We start from the raw sequence: 18,962 nt of genomic DNA, 5'->3' as shown, positions 1-18,962 counted from the left end.
CCGCCCTGCCCTCCGCTTCCGTCACACTGCCGCGCCCAGGCTATTGCGTGCCGGTACGGCCACCACTAGCTTAACTCTCAATGTAAGCGAGCTTACGTCAGTATTTAACACCCGGGCCGGACTTCGCCCGACCCCCGCTCTCGCACTCGCTGAATGGACCCCATGCGCATACGGCAAACCACCCTCGGCACTGCCGCCACCCTGGCTGCCGCGCTCGGCCTGCTGATCGCCACCCCGGCCGCCGCCGAAGCCTCGACCACAACCCCGGCAGCCTCGACCGCATCCCGGGCGGTCGCCGCCCACCCGCTCCCGCCGGCCGTCCCCTCCGCCGCGCCGCCGGCCAACGGCTCGGGGCCGGTCTGCTGGTTCGGCGCCTGCTACGACTACGTGTCGGGCCGTCAGAAGACCGACGCCGCCGGCGCGAGCATCCTCATGCAGCAGTCCGCCCCCACCATCAAGCCCGGCGACACCGACTCCCACTCGCTGCAGGAACTGGCCGTGCAGTCCGCCGACCAGAAGTCCACCGTGGAGGTCGGCTGGACCGTCGACCTGGGCCTCAACGGCGACCTGCTGCCTCACCTGTTCGTCTACCACTGGGTGGACGGCCAGGAAAGCTGCTACAACGCGTGCGGCTTCGTACCGGTCTCCCGCACCGTCACCGCCGGCATGGCGCTGCGGCCCGGCGACGCCGCCCGCTACGGCATCGTGAACCTCGGCGGCGACTGGTGGATCTTCTACAACCACCAGGCCGTGGGCTACTTCCCCGGTTCGCTCTGGAGCGGCGGCTACACCCGCACCCAGACCATCACCGCCTTCGGCGAGGTCGCCCACGCGGCCGGCAGCACCTGCGAGTCGATGGGTGACGGGCGGTTCGGCAGCGCGCCGGGCTCCGGCTGGATCCGCGACTTCCAACTGCTGGACGCCACCGACTCGGCACAGCTGACGGTCACCGCGACCAGCCCGGCGCTCTACGACTCCGGCCGCGTGACCCCGACCGCCTTCCACCTCGGCGGCCCCGGCGCCGGCCCCTGCTGACGGCCGGCCTGGACAACCGCCACCGGGAGGTCCCGGTCCCGGCCGATGGCATCGGAATGCTCCTGCGGGCGGGGCGCCGAGGATGCTCCGGCAGCCGCCGACGTGCGACTCGGCGGCACCGGCCTCGAGGGGAGGACCGCCGGCCCGGCCCTGGCGGGGCCGGGCCGGCGGGCTGTTCGAAAGGCGGGCCCGGCGCGCCGCACCGCGCCCGTTCCGCGTCCCGCGCGCTCGGGTGATGGGCGTCTCCCATGCGCTGTCGAGGTGGGCCGTGAGCGCGGTGGCAGTCTCGCCGGAGGTCCGGTCCGGGGCGCCGGTCCGTTCGCCGGTCCGCGCGGGGCGCCGTCGCGTACCGGCCCGCCCGGTCAGTCCTTGGGGCCCCGGTCGGGTCCAGGCGCCACGAATGTCTCCAGGAGGCGCCCCGGCGCGGCCTGCTTCCAGGAGTCGACCAGAATGTCATACAGCTCGGCGATGTCCTCCAGGGCGCCGAGTCGTACCCGCACCCAGGCGGAACTCGCCTCGTGCGGTGGCACCCAGAACTTCTCCGGCTCCGAAGCGATCAGCTCGGTCCGATCGTACTTGGGGCACCGCACGGCGAACGAGGTCTGATCATCGGGGACCGTGACGAACATCTTCCCGGCGACCCGGAACGTGGGCATGCTCCACGCCTCCTTCTCCACGGTCTCCGGGAGGGACAGCGCGATACGACGGACATCATTGGCATCCAGCACAGTCATCACCGTAGACGTGCCTGCCGACAGTGGACGTGCGGCCAGGCGGAACGCCACCCGCCCGCCCGCACACAGGGGCCCGCGCCCGGCTGCCGACCGCTCCTGTCCGGGGTGGTCGGCCCCGGCATCGTCGCCCGGTTGGAGGAACTCCTGGGCGAGACCCCAGCGCCGGAGGCGAGCTCCCGCAGGCGTCTTGTACAGGCTCGTTACCGTCCGGTAACTTGATGGGTCGTCACCTGTTCCTCATCTCACCGTCACGGGGGAAGCCATGAGAATGCCCGCCGTCCGGCAGCTGGCAACCGCATGCGTTGCTGCGCTGGCCTTCGCTGTCACCCCGGTGGCCACGGCCGTGGCCGCCCCTTCCGGGACGCCGGGGGATGCGGCGAAGGACCCGTTCTACGGCTACGACGGCAGCACGCCGCTGTCCTCGTACGAGCCCGGAGCCGTACTGAAGACCCGGACACTGACGTACCACATCGAGGGCATCCCGACGCCGCTGACGGCGGTCCAACTGCTCTACCGCACCACCGACGCGCAGGGCCGGCCGACCGCCAACGTGACCACGGTGGTGCGCAGCCTGCGGGGGGACGGCGGCAAGGCGGTGTCCTACCAGTCGTTCTACGACTCCCTCAACCCCGCGGACGCGCCGTCCCGAGCCATCGCCGGTGACGTCCGTCTGGGCGGTGTCCTGGCCAACTCCGAGAACATCTTCCTGGTGCCCCTGCTACTGCAGGGCTACAACGTCATCATCCCCGACACCGAGGGACAGAACGCCGACTTCGCGGCCGGCCCCGAGTACGGGACCGACACGCTGGACTCGATCCGCGCCGCTACCCAGTCGGCCGCGGGCACCGGCATGAACGCCGACACCCGCATCGGCCTGCTCGGCTACTCGGGCGGTTCCATCGCGACCGATTGGGCGGCCGCGCTCGCGCCCGGCTACGCGCCCGACGTGAACGCCCGGCTGGTGGGCTTCGCCGAGGGCGGCCTGCTCGTCGACCCGGCGCACAATCTCACCTACGTCAACGGCTCCCTCCTGTGGTCCGGGGTGATCCCCATGACCATCATCGGGATCGACCGGGCGTACGGCAGCGGCCTCAAGTCGTACCTGAGCAGCTACGGCACCGAGGTGTACGACAAGCTGGAGCACGGTTCGCTCTTCGACGCACAGGGTCACTACCCCGGGCTGACCTGGCAGAAGATGATGAAGCCGCAGTACGCCGACCCGGACTCGGTGCCAGCCTTCGTCGATGCGGTGAACAAGCTGAACCTTGGGTCGGCCGCCACCCCGACCGTGCCCGGATACCTGGCCCAGGGCGGCCAGGGCGGCACGGAAGGAACCTTCAGCAGCCCCGCGGGCATCGGAACCGGTGACGGCGTGATGGTCGCCGGAGACGTCCGCGCGCTCGCCCGGCAGTACTGCTCCACCGGTAACGAGTCGATCGAGTACCAGCAGTACGACCTGCTCAGCCACGTCCCCACCTCCGCCGCCTGGGCGCCCAACGCGATGGCCTGGCTGCGCGACCGGTTCGCGGGCAGGCCGGCCCCGTCCGACTGCGCCCGCATACCGGCGGGCAACTCCCTTGCGCCGCAGGAGCCGACGTCGTCCACGCCCTGACGCCTGCGCCGGCGCCGGCCGGGTGCCCCGGCTTCCACGTCGCTCTCCATGGGGCTCGCCTGTCTCCCGCGTCCTGCACGCAGCCACCGCCCGGCCCGGTAGTCCGGGCCGGGCGGTGGCTGCTGGTGGTGCGGTTGTCGCGGTAGGCGCGGTGGTCGTGGATGAAGCTGCTGGAGGTGTGGGTCAGAGTGCCGCGATGCCTTCGCCGCCCGCGCCGCCGGGGACGGTCTGCGAGCCGATCATGGTGAGTGAGCCGTCGTGGTTGACGGTGAACTCGTCGAGGATCCCCTTCACGCCGGTCTGTACGTAGAGGTGGCCGTCCGGAGAGGCAGCCGCGTCCACGGTGCCCGGGTCGGTGGCCGTGTTGCCGAGGACGGTGAGGTGCCGGCCGTGGTCGGCGGTGCGGATGCCGGTCAACGTCGAACTGCCCGCGTTCGAGGTGTAGATGACATCGCCCACCCGGACCGCCCAGCAGACCGCCGCCTGCCCGGTGTCCGCCGAGGCCTCCCGAACGGCCTTCCCGTCGGCACCGATCCGGTACGTGGCAAGGGAGTTCGTGCCAACCTCGGTCAGGAACAGGCCGTGCCGCCCGTCCGGTACGAACCCGAACGGCACCGCGCCGGGCACGGTGGTCACCACGGGGGACTGCGACGGTGCGCCCGAGCGGTCGATCCCGAACACCGCGATGCTGCTCCCGTTGGCCTTGGTGGTCACCACCAGCTGCGAGCCGTCGGCCAGGAACCCGATCTGCCCGGGCGTGTGGGTGAACTGCGGCGTCGCGTTCGGGTCCAGCCCGAGCCCGCGGTTCCACCCGGCCTGTGTCATCAGGTGCCCGTGCACCAGCCGGTACCCCTGGACCGACCCGCCGCCGAGCGCGTTCAGCACGTACACCCGGTCTCCGTTCACGGCAACGCTGACCGGGAACACGCCACCCGAGGCCACGATCTGATGGAGTGTCAACGTCTCGCCCTGTACGGAGAAGACCGACACCGAGTCACTCCCGGCGTTCACCGCATACAGCAGCCGGTGCGCCGCGTCATACGTCAACGCCCCCTGCGATGCCGTGTGGTCCGCGACCGCTCCCTGCAGCACGCCGCCCCGGCCGCCGGTCGCGTACACCGCTGCCTGCGCCAACGTCCCGTCGCCGGCCCGGTGGTAGGCGACGATCTGGTTGCCGGCAGGGTTGTCCGTCTGCACGAACACGGGACGTGCCGCCGGTGCGCCCGCGGCGGAGGCCGCGGGCGCGAACACACCGGCCGTTGCGAGCGCGGCAGCCACGGCAACGCCGATACGGGTGAGCCTGTTCATGGTGATTGCTCCTTCGAGAACCGGTGGAGTCGTCCTGCACGCAGGCTATGGCGCGTTCGGGGCGCCAACCCTGGAATGTGGCCGGACGTCAGACTCTCGTTAGAGGATGCTTCATCCTGCGGATGGCGCTCTGGTCTCGGTATACCGGTTCTCGCCGGCTCGGGTGGATCCGCTGGTGAGGCGGCGGTTTTGCGCGATCCAGCCCGGCGTGCGTTCGATGGCCCACTGGGGCGCTGCTGGCGCTGCCGCCATTGACGCGCCGCGCGCCGCCTCATTCCTCGCTGGGTCCGCCTTGCGGGGCGCAGCTCGTGTTCGGGTAGTTGTTGGCCTGCTGGGGAACTCCGTCGCGGGTTCGGGTGACCTGCGGGGTGAGGGCGGCGACCTCCTCGGCCAGCTGCTGATACGTGGCTCGGGCGTGCAGGTCGGCGGGATCGGGCTGGTCGACCGTCGGCAGTGGCTCGTGCGCGGCCGCTGCCAGGGAGTTGATGGCTCCCTGGCCGTAGGTCGCGACGATCTGTTCCAGCGAGAAGACCGGAATGGTCTTCTGGCCGAGCGTCGCCAGCAGCCGTACGTCGTGCACCAGCGGCGCCAGTGTGGCGTACGGGGCGAGGCCGGCGACGCCGATGGTCAATTCGCCTGCGTCGCCGAGGTGTTGGTGTGCGGACTCGTAGTACGAGGTGATCAGGCCGGGGCTGATGGCGGAGCCGAAGTCGGTACTGAAGTCGGAGCGGTATGCCTGGAAGTAGTTGGCGTCCCAGGTCGCCGGTGGGTTGCTGGTCGCGTTGAGGGTGTCCTGCAGGGCCAGGGTGCCCGCGTCGAGATCGTCCAGCGACTGCGGCATCGCGGTTTCGTCGAGGGCGAGGCCCTCCCGGTGGGCGCGCTTGATCAAGGCCTCGTTGGCGGCGACGGCCTGGCACTGCTGGGCTGGATCGATGTTGGCGCTCAGCAGTTGCTGCTCGGCGCTCTGGTCGCCGGCCATGGCCTTGCCGACCAGGGCCATGGTCTGCGCGGTGCCCTCGTCATCGATGACGATGCCTTGGACGTGCAGCCGGTCGGCGTCGAGCCAGGCGTGGATTGCGTCGACCTCGGCCTGGGTCTGGGCGCTTGTGGTGTCGTTTCCGCCCGTCCAAATGGTGACCGGCAACGCCAGGCGGTTGGCCTCGCCGATGATGTCCGTGGCCCAGGTGTCGGCGTCGGGGCGGTAGTCCCCGTCGTTCACCTGCACGAACAGGCCGACGTGGTTGCGCGCCAGGGTCTGCCACAGCTGCGGGGTCCAGATCGTCATGGTGTGCGAGGACGTCCACACCGCGAGCTGCCCGTGGCGGCCGTGCCCGGGTGCGGCGTCGGCCGGGGCGCCGACGGCACCCAGGGTGAGAGCCGTAGCGGCGAGGACAGCGACGCAGAGGTACCTGTTGTTCATGGTGGCGCTCTCCTGCTCTCCTTGGGGATGGCGGCGGGCTTGCACCGCGCAGGCACGTTCAGACGTTTCCAACTGACTTGAGGAGTAAGCATGTTGAATGTACTTCCCGTCAAGCGGAAGCCTTGAGCAGCGGCAGTTCGACGCCCTTGCCTATACCAACGGCGCCCTTGCCTACACCAACGGCGTCCTCGCCTACACCCCCACCGAACGAGCCGATCTCGCCGACCAAACTGCGTCGTGCCTACGAGCGCTTCGCCGACGACTGCTGCGCCGCGGCCAGGCGGCTTTCGGCCTCCTCGGCCCGCCGGTGGGCCGGCTCCGCCTGCTTGCGCAGCCCGGCCAGTGCCGTGCGGGCCCCCCGCTCGGTTTCCTTGTCCTTTCCTTGGTCAGGCCAACGGGGGAGCGTCGGGGGCTTCGGCCAGGAGCTCGGGCCCGTTGTTGCGGACGCTGTTCACCGCCGTGGAGACCGGGCGGATGGCCAGGTGGCCGTCGGCGGGGGTGTGGAGCAGGGGCCGCAGCTGGGCGGGGTCGGTGTGGTCGGGGTCGAGCCAGGCGTCGAAGTCCTCGGCGGCGATCGCCAGCGGCATGCGGTCGTGGACACGTCCGGCATCGTCGCGGGCCCGGGTGGTGATGACCGTGGTGGTGGTCAGCCAGGCGAGCGGGTCGTCGTCGGGGCGGGTGGGGTCGCGCCAGAACTCGTAGAGACCGGCCATCGCGATCAGGGTCCCGTTGGCCGGGGCGATGAAGTAGGGCTGCTTGTAGGCCTTCCTGCCGTCGGCGGCCGGGATGGCGACCCACTCGTAGTAGCCGTCGGCGGGCAGCAGGCACCGACGGGTGGCGAAGGCCTTGCGGAAGGCGGGCTTCTCGTGGACGGTCTCGGACCGGGCGTTGATCATCCGTGCACCCACGCCGGGGTCCTTGGCCCAGGACGGCACCAGGCCCCAGCGCAGCGGCCGCAGCTGATGGGCGAGTTCGCCGCTTTCGCGGTCGAGGCGCTCCATGACCGCCCACACCGGGTCGGTGGGCGCCACGTTCCAACTGGGGGCGAGGGTCTCGTCCGGGTCCCAGCGGGAGGCACCGAACAGGGTGGCCAGGTCCTGGGGACCGGTGGTGGAGACGAAGCGACCGCACATGCCGCCAGCCTGCCATCTACGCGGTGCGGGCGGGAGGTGCGGGCCGCCCTGCGGTGATCGGAAGCACGGCAGACGGCGCCAGGCCGCCACCGGTGAGCCGGTGGCTCGTTGCACGAACCATGGCGGAGGATGCTGGGCGCGAGCCCGTTGCGGTGCTGTGGGCGTTCGTGGTGCGAGAGGCGACGCAGGGGTCGCCGTTCGCGCAGGCGTTCGTGGAGATCGAGGAGCGGCGCTACGGCGAGCTGCTCGATGATGCCCTGAGCAGCGGCTTCGAGCTGGCCGGGGGTGATCCGCCCTCGACCAGCGCGGCGGTGCTGGTGCGCGAGGAGCAGCTGGTCGAGCTGGCGCTGGCGGGCGGGCACCGCGGCTGGACCACGGCCGAGCCGCCCCTGCTGTCCGCGGACTGGCTGGCTGCGGCCGCGAGCCGGCAACTCGTCGTGGTCGTCCTCCTCCCGCCCGGCACCATGGCGCAAGCCACTGGGGCACCGATGCCTGCGGATCCGGCGCCGGGGATCGGTGCCGACGCGTTCATGGGCGCGGTGGACCGGGCGCGTTCGGCCGGTCGGGTCTTTCACGGGATCGCGCGCCTGATGGCGGTATGACCCGGCCGGGGCGCACTGCGGTCTCCGCCAGGGGCCGGCCTGCGGCTGTACGCCCACGCGCTGGAGGCGACGCTGGACGGCCGCACCGCGCTCCAGCCGTCAATGGACGGCCCGTCACCGTGACCGCAGGTTCAGGACGAGGTCGCGCGGCAGGCCGTGGGTGTCGTGGAGGTAGTGGAGGTCGTCCTCGCTGAGCGGGCCGCGGAATCGAGGACGGGACAGCACCTGCCGGCCGCGCTCCAGGAGGCGGTCGAACCGGCGCTCCTCGTCGAGCAGCACCCGGTGGACCACGTCCGAGCCCACGTCCTGTCGGAAGCGGTCCAGGGTGTGCCGCACCAGCTCGTCCGGCAGGTCCCCGAGGCCGTGTTGCGGGTCGTCCCGGCGGAGCACGGTGAGCACCCGGCGCACCAGGCGGCGCAGCACGTAGCCGCGCCCGGTGTTGGACGGGCGTACACCGTCGCCGAGGACGACGATGGCCGAGCGCAGGTGGTCGCAGACCAGGCGCAGTGACGGTTCGTCCAGCCGCCACAGGGTCGGTACGAGGCGGCGCCAGGGGTCGAAGACGTCGCAGTCGAACACCGACGACCGGCCCTGCAGCAGGGAGGAGAGCCGTTCCAGGCCGAGGCCGGTGTCGAGGTTGCGTTGCGGGAGCGGGACGAGCGAGCCGTCGTCGAGCCGCCGGTGACGCATCATCACGTGGTTCCACACCTCGACCCAGCGGTCGTCTCGCGTGGGCGTCGATTCCGGCGGGGTGTCGCCGCTCCACAGGAAGATCTCCGAGTCGGGGCCGCACGGGCCGGTCGGTCCGTTGGACCACCAGTTGTCCTCGACGGTGAGCTCGACCGGGACGCCGTGGCCCTGCCACAGCTCCAGGGAGGCGGTGTCCGGGCCGACTTGGTCGTCTCCGCCGAAGACGGTGACGTGGAGCAGGCCGGGATCGATGCCGAAGCCGTCGGTGAGCAGTCCGTAGCCCCAGTCGAGGCTCTGCGGGCCCTCGTAGTCGCCGAGCGACCAGGTGCCGAGCATCTCGAAGACGGTGAGGTGGGTGCGGTCGCCGACCTCGTCGAGGTCCGTGGTGCGCAGGCAGCGCTGCACGTTGACCAGCCGCCTACCGAGCGGGTGCGGGCGCCCCTCCAGGTAGGGCGTGAGGGGGTGCATGCCCGAGGTGGTGAACAGCACCGGGTCGCCGGGCGGGGCAGCAGGGTCGAGCCGGTGATCCGGCGGTGGCCGCGCTCCTCGAAGTACTCGATGAAGGTGCGGACGAGCTGGTCGGTGTTCATGGGGGGTGGCTCCTTCGCGTGTGTGCCAGGGGGCACCGGACAAGAGTCCACGCGATCAACGGAACCGAGGAGGGAACGCCTCGAAGCCACCACCGGCGGACCGTTTCCGGTCGCCGGGGAATGACGTACGTCAGGCGGCGGCAACCGGCGAGCTGGTCGCTCGCGCGGCTGCGGTGATGTATCGGCCCAGTACGTCCATGCCTGGGAGGCTAGCGCCACAGTCGCACCCCGGGCCACACAATTTACGGGCAGTCGCCGACCCGTCCCCGGCTAGGCCGGCCACCCTGCACGCACACCGCGAAGCCTTCAAGTAGGCCCTGGCCGCGGCCCGTTGACGCCTCCTCGATCGGCGACTCGCCGCCGTCGCCGAGATCACCGCCCCGCCCCGGGCGGCTGTCCGGCAGGCGGTCCGGGGTCGCCTGGTGCAGGCTGGCAGCATGGATCTCGCGGGTGCGAACACCGGAAGGGCGGGGAACTCCGAAGCTGAAAGCGGCACGGCGCTGTCAGGGTGCGTCGCGCTGGTGACGGGTGCGTCCAGCGGCATCGGGGCCGCCACTGCCCTGGCGCTGGCCCGGGAGGGGGCGGCAGTGGCGCTGGTGGCCCGCAGCACCGAACGGCTGGAGGAACTGGCAGCCACGATCCGGGGCCATGAAGGCTCGTGCGCCGTTATCAGCGCTGATCTGCGCGACAGGGTGCAAACCCGGGCCGTCGTCGAGGAGGTCGCCGAGCGCTTGGGGCGACTGGACGTGCTGGTGAACAACGCCGGTTACGTCGCGATGGGGACTGTCGAGGAGGTTGCCGCCGAGGACGTCGACCGGATGGTCGACCTCAATCTGACGGCTGTCTTGCACCTGTCGCAGGCGGCGCTGCCGCATCTGCTGCGTGCTGCGGCGGGCGGCCCCCGCAAGGTCGCCGACCTGGTCAACGTCAGCTCGGCTGCCGGCCGTGCGGTGCGCCGCGGCAACGGCGTGTACTCGGCAACGAAGCACGCGGTGTGCGCGTTCAGCGAGGTCTTGCGCCAGGAGGTGACCCGGCGCGGTGTGCGGGTCGGCGTGATCGAACCGGGGCTGACCTCGACGCACATGGCAACCGGTCCCGGACTTGCCTCGGCTCGCGGCATGGCGCAGGAGCTTTGGCTGCGGGCGGAGGACATCGCCCGCTCCATCGTCTTCATGGTCACCCAGCCCCCACACGCCGCGATCAACGAAATCCTGGTGCGCCCGACGGCCCAGGAGCACTGAACCCCCACCCCGCATACGCCACCCCGACAGCGGGCATGGCCACCAGGGCCCGTTCACCCAAGCCCGCCCAAAACCCCCGCGCAACCTCCCACCAGTGGACGCCGCTCGACGCGAGGACTGCGGGACAACCCACCTGCCCCTATGGGCACTTCACCGACCAGTCTCTGGACACAACTGGTTTGTGATGCAAACCTTGACCTCATGGCGACTCAACCCGTTCCGTCCTCAAGTGACCCCCGGCACCTCCTGGCAATGACCGGGGCTCTGGTCCACCGTGTCCGCCGTGAGCAACGCGGCGCCTGGTTCCCGCTCCTGGTCTTCGCCGCCGTGAGGTTCGCCGCGGCACCGATCGTCCGATACGGCCAGGGCCCCTGCGATACGGCCCACGGCGGCCTGGGAGGGATCTGCGTCAACTCCCTGCCCCCTGCGATGTGGTACTGGCCGGTGGCGCTGCTGCTCGCCTATGTCGCGATCAGCTGGTTCTACCTCCGTCGTTCCGCCAGGCTTGGCCTGGGTACCCGGATCCAGCCGTACCTGGCGCTGGGTATCGCCCTCGCCTTGCTCATGGCCGCCGACGAGGCGTGGACGGCGGCCCACCCGGGGTTCGTCGCCGAGCTGCACGGGCCGGGGCCGTTCTCCCTGTTCGCCGACACCGTGGTGAGCCCGGCCGGCACGATCGGTCTGGCGTTGCTGCTGCTCGCCCGGATCGAGCGCAGCTGGCCGCTTCTCGCCGTCACCTGCGGGTACCTGCTCACCATGCTCGGCTCCGGTGTCCGTCCTGACCCGTCACCGTGGGCCTTCCTCCCGAGCCTGCTGCTGCAAGGCGGCGTGCTTCTGCTCGGCGGCGTGGTCCTCGGTCTGCTGCACCGGGCCCAGGGGCGGTCGGCCGGATGACCGAGCACCCCACCAGCAGCCTCGACGATGTCGTGCACCAGCGCGTCCGCCTGGGCATCCTCGCGGTGGCCAAGCAGGCCCGGCGGGTGGAGTTCACCTTCCTGCGCAGCACGCTCGGTCTCACCGCCGGCAACCTCTCCCAGCACCTCGGCGTCCTGGAGAAGGCCGGTCTGGTCACGATCGACAAGGGTTACGAGGGCAAGCGCGCCCGCACCTGGATCCAGCTGACCAAGGCCGGCAAGAAGGCCCTGCACGACGAGATCACGACGCTCAGGACCCTGATCCACCAGCTCGAAGGATTTGAAGGACATGACGGGGGAGTCAACCCCGGTTCCGCAGCCGATCCATCGCCTGGCTGAGGTTCCCGTTGGCACCGGCACCTTCTTTGCCAAGGGGACTACCTGCCCCACGACCTGTCGCCGCGCGGCGCGGTGTGCTCCCTGCGACTTCAGACCGGAAACGTCTCACGCGCCGTCAGCCAGTGCTCCGGCACACCGCCGAGCCCGGTCCTGGCGGCGACCACCCCGGCGGTGATCGCGCAGGTGGTGTCGGTGTCGCCCCAGCCGCCGAGGCAGGTCCAGATCGCCTCCGGCAGGTCGTCAAGATGCCCGGCCGCCGCCCACAGCGCGAACGGCACGGTGTCCGGCGCTGACAGTCGGTAGCCCGATCCGAGTACCGCGGCAGCGTGCCGCACGCTCGTGCCGGCCGGCATCCGAGCGGCGATCCGCAACCCGGACCGCACATCGCCGTCCGGCAGCAACTCGGCGACTTGAAGCAGGAAGTCGGGCCGTTCGGGCGCCGCCGTCCCTCGGCTCCGGGCTGCCAGGGCTGCCGCGAGCGCGACGGCCACGGCCCCGGCGGCCGCCTCCACGTGGAAGTGCGTGGTCTCCGCCGAGAGCCGGGCCTGCTCGGCGACCCGGTCCAGGTCGGCCGCGAGCCAAGCCCCCAGCGGTGCTACCCGCATCGCGGCCCCGTTGCCGTGCGAGCCCTGCCCGCCGAACAGCTCCGAGGTGACGGCCCGCCAGTCGCCGCCCTCTCCGATCGCACGGAGTACCCGGTGCATCGACGGCCCGTACCCGCGCTCGGGGTCGGCGGCGTACCCGGCAGCGAACCCGCGGGCCAGCACGTCCTGGTGGACCTCCCCGTACTCGGCCAGGTGGCGCACCAGCACCAGGGCCATCGCCGAGTCGTCGGTCCAACCCCACGGCGCGGGGCACAACTCCCGTGCGGCGTACCGCGCTTGCGCCTCGTCGACCGACAGCGCGAGCCACTGGTCGCCGAACGCGTCGCCGAGGACCAGCCCGTGCAGACTGTCGAGCGCGGGGGAGTGACGGGGATGGGCATTGGAGTCTCCGGGTCGGGTTGGCCTGCGGCCCGATTGTGCGGGTGCGGGCGGGGCAGCCACCAGCTGTTTTCCGTCAGGTGCCCCAACGTGAACGGGCAAACCCGACACTCTCGCCTGGCGCGGGGTCTGCTGTCCCTGGATTATCGGCAGCATCGGCGAATCGGGCGCTGCGGGTGACGGCGGCGGTCCGCCGCCTGGTTGCGGCCCCGACGGAAAAAGGCATTGCTCGTGCCTGCGGTCCCTGTGGCACCCTGACGCGGTGTTCATGACGCTCGCCCCCTCGAACCTGGCCTGGGACGAAGTGGATCCCGCCCGGCACCCTTTCGACCCCGCGGCGGCGGCGCAGGTGGTCCACTCGCTCGGCCCGGCGCAACGGGTACCGTCTCGGGAGGACCCCGCCTTCGATCCGACCAAGCGCAACTGGGCGTGGGAGGTGGCCAGGCCTTGGGCTGACGCCATGTCACAGGTCCTGATGGAGCACTACGGTCGGTGGGCGGCCGGGTGGCGTTGGTCGCTCGGCGAGGGGGACTTCGACGGCGGGCCGGTCGGCAGCTGGTGTTGCGGCTCGCACTCGATCACCACCCCTGAGCAGACCCTGGCCACGGTGGTTGCGGGGCTGTGCGAGTGGCGTGAGTGGCTGGAGAGCTTGGCGGGGTGGTTCGAGGTCTACCCGCTGGACCCGGCGACCCTCGCCGAGGACCGGATCCTCTGGGAGCGTGCCGCCCGTAACCTGATCCTGCAGGTGTCCGACCGCACGGGTGCCGAAAGCGGCTGGTACGGGCACTGCCGGCAGGTGCTCGGCTGGTTCCTCACCTACTGGGGCGTCGCCCCCGTGCTCGCCGAGCGGCTGGTGCAACAGGCGGTCGGCGGCCGGTTCAGGAGCTGGACCGGGCCGGACACCGTCCTGGTGGACGACGTCGCCGAACACCTTGCCGGCGCCCTGCGACCGGAGCTGCTGTCGCCTCCACCCGCCCGGCCGGGCTCCCGGACCACCTGGAGCGCTGGCTGTCGGTGCGTGAGAACGTGCCGTGGCCGGACGGCGGCGAGCAGGGACCGGTGACCGCCGCCCGCGACGGTGCGGCGGAGGACATCCGCTCCTTCGACGCCGCCATCGACCCGGCGCGCGCCGCCGGCCTGCTCGCTGCCCTCGAGCTGGTGCGGGCCGATGCCGCGCGCGGCGCCGTACTCGACTTCGAGCTGCTGCGCCGCTGGCAGCAGCACGTGCTGGGCACGCCCGACGTACCGGCGCTGCGGACCCTGCCCGCCTTCGCCAAAGGCGGCGCGGAGCGCTACGGGATCGGCCCCGACACCCGCGCCCGCCTGGATGCCTGCCTGGCTCAGGCCGCAACCGGTCCGCTGCCTCTCGCCGCCCGGGCCGCCCGGGCCCACTTGGACGTCTGCTTCTTCCACCCGTTCGATGACGGCAACGCCCGCGCCGCCTTCCTCACCCTCCTGTTCGTGCTGGCCCGCGAGGGCGTCAAGCTGGACTCGGTCGTGCTGATCCGCCGGGTCGCCTGCCGGGCCGACGAGCCGCAGGACGCGCTGAGCCTGTACCGCTCCATCGAGTTCCATCTCCGGGACTCCCGCGCCGCCGCTCAGTGACCGCCCACGTGCATCGCCTCCGCAGCTTCAGTGCTGCACTGTCGCTGTGCAGGCTGCGGCGTCCCAGGCGGGTAGCCACCAGCAGAGCCCCACGACACCTTGGCCGACCGACCTGTCCCGCATGCCCGCCCCGCAGAGCCGGCCCGGCGGGGTGTGCATGCGGGTGACGCCGAGCGCGCGAGACGCCTCCATCTGGGCGCCCCGCTCGTCGCCGTAAGCCTGCTTGACGATGGATGCGGCCAATACCCAGGCTCACCCGTTCGGCGCACCGGCGGGCGTGGACACGCGGTCGGCGGGGCAAGCTGAGCGGATGCAGACTGCCCGCGCCGCCCGCTGGGCCAGCGTTGCCCGGTGGTGCTGGGCGTACATCCGCCGGGCCCCGGGCACGTACATCTGGCTGGCCGTGCTGTTCGCGCACAGTGTGGTGCTGCGGCACGTCTCGCCGCAGACCGCCGACCGGATCCTGGAGCAGCGCTCGACCAATCTGCACTACCTCGCGGTGTCACCCGTCCGGGTGCTGATCAGCAGCGCGTTCTGGATCGCGGGGGCGGCTGGTTCTCCTACTTCGTGCTGTACAACCTGGTCCACGTCCCGGTCGAGCGCCGACTGGGCACCGCCCGCTGGCTGGCCGTGATCGTCATCGCGCACGTCGGCGCGACGTACCTCAGCGAGGGCGTGCTGTACTGGGCGATCCAGCACGGGCACGCGCCGCAGAGCGCCCGGTACACCCTGGACTACGGCGTCAGCTACGCGCTGGCCGGTGCGGAGGGCGTGCTCACCTACCTGCTCACCGCGCCGTGGCGGTACGCGTACGTCACTTGCTTGCTGCTGTTCTACGGCGTCGCGATGCTGCAGAACCGGGACTTCACCAGCGTCGGCCACTTCACCGCCGCGCTGCTGGGCCTGGCCTGCTACCCGCTCACCCGTGGCCGCGGCGGGCCGTGGGACCCGGTGGCCGAGGCCCGGGCGTTCTGGCGTCGGCTGCGCGGGCGTGCGTGATCATGGTCCGGCCTGGTGTGCCTGATCCGCTGTCAGCGCCCCTGGCCGCCGTCAGCTTCCCGTCGGCCTCCGGCTCTTCTGCGTGCCTGGTTGCCTTGGCGGGGACGGCGAAGGTCCGACCCGACGGCATCGGTCCGGTACGAGGACGAGTCGGTACGTGAAGTCCCCTTCTTGCAGTTGCGGTTGGCGGACTTCGTGGGTTCGCTCCGGTGCCGACGGGTCCGTTCGCAAAAGGAGTTTGAGGGCACTGGCGCGCGTGTTGTACTTGGCGCATGGGGGTTGGCGACGGCCGGATGCGGTTGCGGGTGACGAGCCATCATGTTGCCGATTCGGGATCCGGGCTCTGCCGGATCCTGAGCGCCGGTCCCATGCTCCGCAACACTTTCGTCCACCCGCCCAACGACCAAGTCGGGTATCTGAACGCCAGCCGCGCCGATCTCCTTCGGCTCGGCGCTCTGTTCCGCGTCGCCGCGACGAGTTCGCACAGCGCGATTCACCTCCCGGTCCCGCCGGGCGCCCAACCGATGGCCTCCGCCGGTGGCGACATCCATCCGCTGCCTGTGCTCCTGGCCGTGAGGACACGGGACTGCGGCCTTCCGACTGGCCGGATCTGCGGCACCGGATGCGCCGCGCCTCGGCACCCTTGAGGGTGACCGCCCCAGCGGCACGATCTCCCGACCGTCCCGACGACGTCCGTCGCCGAGCCGATCGCCACCCCGCCCGCTTCGCCGAGCACGCCGCGACGATCGTCATCACCGCCCGTGCTGAGCTTCCGTTCTGGATGGGCGACTGGCTCACCGACGTCGGCGACCGCGTCGCCCAAGACCCTCGCGTCCATCGGCACGGCGAAAGCTTCCTCGGCGACATGGTCGGCTTCTTCGACCCCGGGGGCACGGACCAGCCCATGCACGCGTTCTGCGTCGTCGCCGTCGAACCGATCTTCCACCAGGTCCGCTGGCGGAAGCAGCGAATGCCCATCGGATAACCCGAGGCTTCCGGCCGTCCAGCGCTCCAGCCCCGCGCCGGTGTGGGTCGGTGTACGTCCCCGCCCGCGCGGGGCTGGAGCGCCGGCGGGCCACAGGTGCTCGGCCAGCACCCGGTGCACCCGCTGCCAGGCATCCTCGGCACGGGCGGGGTCGTGGTCGGCGGGCCGGTCGGCGCAGGTGATGCCGTGGCGGGCGCCGGGGTAGGTGACCGGCTCGTGCGCCACCTTCGCTTCGGTCAGCCGCTGCTCTGCGGCCTGCCACTACGTCGGCGGGAGGATGTGGTTCAGCTCGCCGCAGAGGCCCAGCGCGAAGACGCCGCTCCCGGCAATCCGCTCGGCGGTCTCCGGCGGCGGCACCGGACCGACCAGCGGTATTGGGGAGTTGAGCGGCCAGGCCGGGTAGTAAACGGCCTGGCCGCTGCCGGGCCGCAGCTCGGTGGCCAGCACCTCGGGCTCCGGGTCGTCGGTGCCGGCCCCCCCGACGGCGGCGGGAGATGCGGTACGTCCAGCAGGACCTGACAAACGGCACCGCCTGTCCTGGCCGGCCGGCGGGCTGCGGGCCGGTTGCCGGCCTCACGGGCCGACTCCACCGCGGTGCGCAGTGCCTCCGCGATCCGTGCCTGCGTCGACCACGCGCAGCGCGGCGTCGCGGACCGCTCGCCGCTCGGGGCTTCGCCGGCCGCCTGGTCGAGTGGGCCGCTCAGATCCTGGGCCGCGACCTGGAGATCGTCCGGAAGGACCCCGGCCGGCGCGGCTTTCAGGTCCAGCCCAAGCGGTGGGCGGTAGAGCGCACCTTCTCGTACAGACCAAGGAACCCTCGACCTCGCGTTTCAGGGCAGGCGGCACGTCAGCCAACTCCGAGACGATCAAGCGGACCTCCGACCCGAGTTCGGGGGATCCGCTCCAGACCTCCGCACCCCTGGTGAGCACGGCGGCCAGCAGATCGCCTCGTACATGTCGCCTTCCGCCAGTGGGTCGACCCGAAGGACCTCCACCGCCAGCGGCAGGAGATCGGCAAGGCCCACGTCCTGCTTGATGAGCAGTCGCATGTCCTCGACCGTCAGGTCGCCGATCGGTTTGCGCCGAAGCTCGCGCACGGTCGCCATCAGCCGGGTTTCGCCGGCCGCCCGGGTCGACCAGCGGTCGCGCTCAAGCTCCTCAAGGGAGCAGTCACGGTTCACGAGTCGAGTCACCGACCGATCGTCCCATGCGGTCTGATGGTCCGATCAGGTCCCGTCCTCGATCGCCAGCTGGGGCACCGCCTGCTCCCGTAGTCGCCGCCGGGCCAGCGCGGTGCGCCAGGCCGCCGCCAGCTTGCGGTCCGCCCCGCCAACGCCCGGCGCCAGAGCGAGATCGGTGTGTCGTCGGCTATTTCGTGCAACCCCTGCTCCAGGTCGCGCAGTAGCCAGGTGGAGCTGTTGCGCGGCTGAAAGGCTGTACCGAGCACGGTTCCTGACGGCAACTCGGCCTGCCAGACCAGGGCGGTCACCATCGGAACGAGGGCGGCTGGCCCTGGAAGCCGGCCAGCCAGCGGCTCGCCGGCACCGGTTGCCCGGCGACCCAGTACTCGTTGAGCGTGCCGAGGTAGCGGTCGGACGCTCGGCGCAGGACGGCCAGTTGGGATCGGAGCGCGGCGTAGCGGGCCGGGTGGCGCTCGCGGACGCGGGTCGGCACGCCGGCCAGGGTCTTGCCGTGTTCGTTGCGGAAGACCAGCTCCACTCGGCCGGTGGGCGCGGTCTCGAAGACTGCCGTGTACGGTCCGGCCGGGATCTTGAGCGCGTGCGGGTCGAAGCCGGCCGGCAGGTCCCGCAGTTCCGTCAGGGCTTGCCGGGCCAGCCGCAGCGGGGCCGGTTTCGGGTCGGCGAGCAGACGCCGGTGCTGGCCGGCCCCCGGCTCGCCGGTCATCGCGGCGAGGGCGGCCAGGGTGGCGCGAAGGAAGTGGGCCGGGCCGGCGTCGAGTTCGTCCAGGGCGCAGCGGGCGTAGCCGGATGCGGCCAGTCGGAGCTGGGTGATCGCCTTGGCGTCCTGCGACACGCATGCGGCCCAGGCCAGTGCGCCGAGCAGTTGCCCGGAGGAGATGCCGAACGCGGCCGGGCCCGCGCCGTCGACCACCGCGGCCGCCAGCAACTCGCGCAGCGCGGCGCACAGGTCGGTGTGGTAGCTGAGCAACTCGCCGGCCTGGCCGAGCCATTCGTATGACGGGCGGACCCCGGTCGCACGGGCGCACAGCTCCAGCAGCCGGTGCGTCTGCGGCTGGTACACCGTGCTGCCCATGCGCAGGCGCACCGCAGCGCCGTACGGGTCGGTGAACGGCAGCAGGGCATCCACGTCGGCAGGCAGTGGGGGCAGCAGCGAGCGGAGTTCATCGGTGATCCGGGCGCGGTCCTGCGCGGTCCCTGGATCGTCGGTGGCGTTGACCACCGTCAGCACAGTGCGCAGCTGCGGCTGGAAACCCAGTCGCTCGCTCGGCGTCAGCGCCCGCAGCGCGGCAAGCGGCAGCAGCAGGCAAGTCTCGGCCTCCGCGTCCCAGCGCTGGGTCGGGTGGTCCGGATCCACGCCCTCCAGGGCCAGGTGGAACAACTGGCGCACATCCTCCGCCCGCCAGCCACACGGCAGTTCGGTGAGCGCGACGGAGGTCTTCCGCTCCAGGTCCGAGCAGCGCAGCCCGGTGCGCTGGTACTGCAGCGTGAGCGCGATCTCCCGCCGGGTCTCCTCGGACAGCGTGGTCAGCAACTCGGTGGTGTGCCGCCCAGGCGCCACCGCCGCCCCCGA

The 18,962-nt window shown here is 71.5% G+C and carries 17 protein-coding genes and 3 pseudogenes; 10 read left to right on the top strand and 10 right to left on the bottom strand.

The annotated features are described in order from the left end of the window. Positions 1 to 162: 162 nt before the first annotated feature. Positions 163 to 1,035, top strand: a complete 873-nt coding sequence (locus E6W39_RS01305; protein WP_228717895.1) for a neprosin family prolyl endopeptidase — start codon at positions 163 to 165, stop codon at positions 1,033 to 1,035. A gap of 362 nt (positions 1,036 to 1,397) precedes the next feature. On the opposite strand, the gene E6W39_RS01300 is transcribed toward E6W39_RS01305, so the two are convergent. Continuing rightward, the gene (locus E6W39_RS01300) at positions 1,398 to 1,769 is read right to left on the bottom strand and encodes an MmcQ/YjbR family DNA-binding protein (protein ID WP_141631857.1); all 372 of its coding nucleotides are present in this window, start codon (positions 1,767 to 1,769) and stop codon (positions 1,398 to 1,400) included. Positions 1,770 to 2,031: 262 nt separating this feature from the next. Here E6W39_RS01300 and E6W39_RS01295 point away from each other — a divergent pair, with 262 nt between their 5' ends. After that, complete coding sequence (locus E6W39_RS01295; RefSeq protein WP_141631856.1) at positions 2,032 to 3,381, top strand: lipase family protein; 1,350 nt, start codon at positions 2,032 to 2,034, stop codon at positions 3,379 to 3,381. 183 nt (positions 3,382 to 3,564) lie between these two features. Here the strand turns inward: E6W39_RS01295 and E6W39_RS01290 are convergent, their stop codons facing one another. From E6W39_RS01290 to E6W39_RS01280, 3 genes are all read right to left on the bottom strand, one after another. Continuing rightward, positions 3,565 to 4,689 (bottom strand): beta-propeller fold lactonase family protein, encoded by a 1,125-nt coding sequence (locus E6W39_RS01290; RefSeq protein WP_141631855.1) that lies wholly within the window; start codon positions 4,687 to 4,689, stop codon positions 3,565 to 3,567. A gap of 271 nt (positions 4,690 to 4,960) precedes the next feature. Further along, the gene (locus E6W39_RS01285) at positions 4,961 to 6,109 is read right to left on the bottom strand and encodes a hypothetical protein (RefSeq protein ID WP_141631854.1); all 1,149 of its coding nucleotides are present in this window, start codon (positions 6,107 to 6,109) and stop codon (positions 4,961 to 4,963) included. A 386-nt stretch (positions 6,110 to 6,495) separates the two neighbouring features. Next, a complete protein-coding gene (locus E6W39_RS01280; RefSeq protein WP_141631853.1) occupies positions 6,496 to 7,242 on the bottom strand; it encodes an SOS response-associated peptidase in 747 nt (248 codons plus the stop codon). A 119-nt stretch (positions 7,243 to 7,361) separates the two neighbouring features. Here E6W39_RS01280 and E6W39_RS01275 point away from each other — a divergent pair, with 119 nt between their 5' ends. Next, positions 7,362 to 7,844 (top strand): hypothetical protein, encoded by a 483-nt coding sequence (locus E6W39_RS01275; RefSeq protein ID WP_141631852.1) that lies wholly within the window; start codon positions 7,362 to 7,364, stop codon positions 7,842 to 7,844. A 123-nt stretch (positions 7,845 to 7,967) separates the two neighbouring features. Here the strand turns inward: E6W39_RS01275 and E6W39_RS01270 are convergent. Further along, a pseudogene (locus E6W39_RS01270) lies at positions 7,968 to 9,124 on the bottom strand (alanine--tRNA ligase-related protein); the annotation flags it as partial. Positions 9,125 to 9,561: 437 nt separating this feature from the next. On the opposite strand from E6W39_RS01270, the gene E6W39_RS01265 reads away from it, so the two are divergent. The 3 genes from E6W39_RS01265 (at position 9,562) to E6W39_RS01255 (ending at position 11,618) form a co-directional block, all read left to right on the top strand. Further along, complete coding sequence (locus E6W39_RS01265; RefSeq protein ID WP_141631851.1) at positions 9,562 to 10,365, top strand: SDR family oxidoreductase; 804 nt, start codon at positions 9,562 to 9,564, stop codon at positions 10,363 to 10,365. Positions 10,366 to 10,617: 252 nt separating this feature from the next. Then, positions 10,618 to 11,259, top strand: coding sequence for a hypothetical protein (locus tag E6W39_RS01260; protein WP_141631850.1), 642 nt, complete (start codon positions 10,618 to 10,620; stop codon positions 11,257 to 11,259). After that, a complete protein-coding gene (locus E6W39_RS01255) occupies positions 11,256 to 11,618 on the top strand; it encodes a winged helix-turn-helix domain-containing protein (RefSeq protein WP_141631849.1) in 363 nt (120 codons plus the stop codon). Before E6W39_RS01260 ends, E6W39_RS01255 begins: the two co-directional genes overlap by 4 nt. 89 nt (positions 11,619 to 11,707) lie before the next feature. On the opposite strand, the gene E6W39_RS01250 is transcribed toward E6W39_RS01255, so the two are convergent. After that, positions 11,708 to 12,568: an ADP-ribosylglycohydrolase family protein gene (locus E6W39_RS01250; protein WP_228718596.1), complete on the bottom strand. Its 861-nt coding sequence runs from the start codon at positions 12,566 to 12,568 to the stop codon at positions 11,708 to 11,710. Between the two features lie 301 nt (positions 12,569 to 12,869). Here E6W39_RS01250 and E6W39_RS40800 point away from each other — a divergent pair, with 301 nt between their 5' ends. The 3 genes and pseudogenes from E6W39_RS40800 (at position 12,870) to E6W39_RS43915 (ending at position 15,205) form a co-directional block, all read left to right on the top strand. After that, positions 12,870 to 13,664: a hypothetical protein gene (locus E6W39_RS40800; RefSeq protein WP_228717894.1), complete on the top strand. Its 795-nt coding sequence runs from the start codon at positions 12,870 to 12,872 to the stop codon at positions 13,662 to 13,664. After that, the gene (locus E6W39_RS40795; protein WP_228717893.1) at positions 13,616 to 14,206 is read left to right on the top strand and encodes a Fic family protein; all 591 of its coding nucleotides are present in this window, start codon (positions 13,616 to 13,618) and stop codon (positions 14,204 to 14,206) included. Before E6W39_RS40800 ends, E6W39_RS40795 begins: the two co-directional genes overlap by 49 nt. A gap of 229 nt (positions 14,207 to 14,435) precedes the next feature. After that, positions 14,436 to 15,205: pseudogene (locus E6W39_RS43915) on the top strand (rhomboid-like protein). Positions 15,206 to 15,698: 493 nt separating this feature from the next. Here E6W39_RS43915 and E6W39_RS01235 read toward each other — a convergent pair. Beyond that, entirely contained in the window at positions 15,699 to 16,430 is a 732-nt protein-coding gene (locus E6W39_RS01235) for a dienelactone hydrolase family protein (protein ID WP_228718595.1), read from the bottom strand. 21 nt (positions 16,431 to 16,451) lie between these two features. Next, positions 16,452 to 16,637 carry a hypothetical protein gene (locus tag E6W39_RS01230; RefSeq protein WP_141631846.1) on the bottom strand — a complete coding sequence of 62 codons (186 nt, stop codon included), beginning with the start codon at positions 16,635 to 16,637 and terminating at the stop codon, positions 16,452 to 16,454. A gap of 221 nt (positions 16,638 to 16,858) precedes the next feature. Between E6W39_RS01230 and E6W39_RS40790 the strand changes: the two are divergent. Beyond that, a pseudogene (locus E6W39_RS40790) lies at positions 16,859 to 16,993 on the top strand (IS5-like element ISFal3A family transposase); the annotation flags it as partial. Positions 16,994 to 17,056: 63 nt separating this feature from the next. Here E6W39_RS40790 and E6W39_RS01225 read toward each other — a convergent pair. Then, a complete protein-coding gene (locus tag E6W39_RS01225; protein WP_228717892.1) occupies positions 17,057 to 17,383 on the bottom strand; it encodes a contact-dependent growth inhibition system immunity protein in 327 nt (108 codons plus the stop codon). Positions 17,384 to 17,675: 292 nt separating this feature from the next. After that, positions 17,676 to 18,962, bottom strand: a 1,287-nt coding sequence (locus E6W39_RS38960; protein ID WP_181799031.1) for a hypothetical protein, incomplete at its 5' end; no start/stop codon positions are given.

The organism is Kitasatospora acidiphila, assembly GCF_006636205.1.
GTDB lineage: Bacteria > Actinomycetota > Actinomycetes > Streptomycetales > Streptomycetaceae > Kitasatospora > Kitasatospora acidiphila.
This window is presented reverse-complemented; position numbering and strand designations above follow the sequence as displayed.

Excerpts from the sequence above, each read along its gene's own strand:
- E6W39_RS01305 (WP_228717895.1), top strand. The coding sequence starts at position 163 with ATGCGCATACGGCAAACCACCCTCGGCACTGCCGCCACCCTGGCTGCC.
- E6W39_RS01300 (WP_141631857.1), bottom strand. The coding sequence starts at position 1,769 with ATGACTGTGCTGGATGCCAATGATGTCCGTCGTATCGCGCTGTCCCTC.
- E6W39_RS01295 (WP_141631856.1), top strand. The coding sequence starts at position 2,032 with ATGAGAATGCCCGCCGTCCGGCAGCTGGCAACCGCATGCGTTGCTGCG.
- E6W39_RS01290 (WP_141631855.1), bottom strand. The coding sequence starts at position 4,689 with ATGAACAGGCTCACCCGTATCGGCGTTGCCGTGGCTGCCGCGCTCGCA.
- E6W39_RS01285 (WP_141631854.1), bottom strand. The coding sequence starts at position 6,109 with ATGAACAACAGGTACCTCTGCGTCGCTGTCCTCGCCGCTACGGCTCTC.
- E6W39_RS01280 (WP_141631853.1), bottom strand. The coding sequence starts at position 7,242 with ATGTGCGGTCGCTTCGTCTCCACCACCGGTCCCCAGGACCTGGCCACC.
- E6W39_RS01275 (WP_141631852.1), top strand. The coding sequence starts at position 7,362 with ATGGCGGAGGATGCTGGGCGCGAGCCCGTTGCGGTGCTGTGGGCGTTC.
- E6W39_RS01265 (WP_141631851.1), top strand. The coding sequence starts at position 9,562 with ATGGATCTCGCGGGTGCGAACACCGGAAGGGCGGGGAACTCCGAAGCT.
- E6W39_RS01260 (WP_141631850.1), top strand. The coding sequence starts at position 10,618 with ATGACCGGGGCTCTGGTCCACCGTGTCCGCCGTGAGCAACGCGGCGCC.
- E6W39_RS01255 (WP_141631849.1), top strand. The coding sequence starts at position 11,256 with ATGACCGAGCACCCCACCAGCAGCCTCGACGATGTCGTGCACCAGCGC.
- E6W39_RS40800 (WP_228717894.1), top strand. The coding sequence starts at position 12,870 with ATGACGCTCGCCCCCTCGAACCTGGCCTGGGACGAAGTGGATCCCGCC.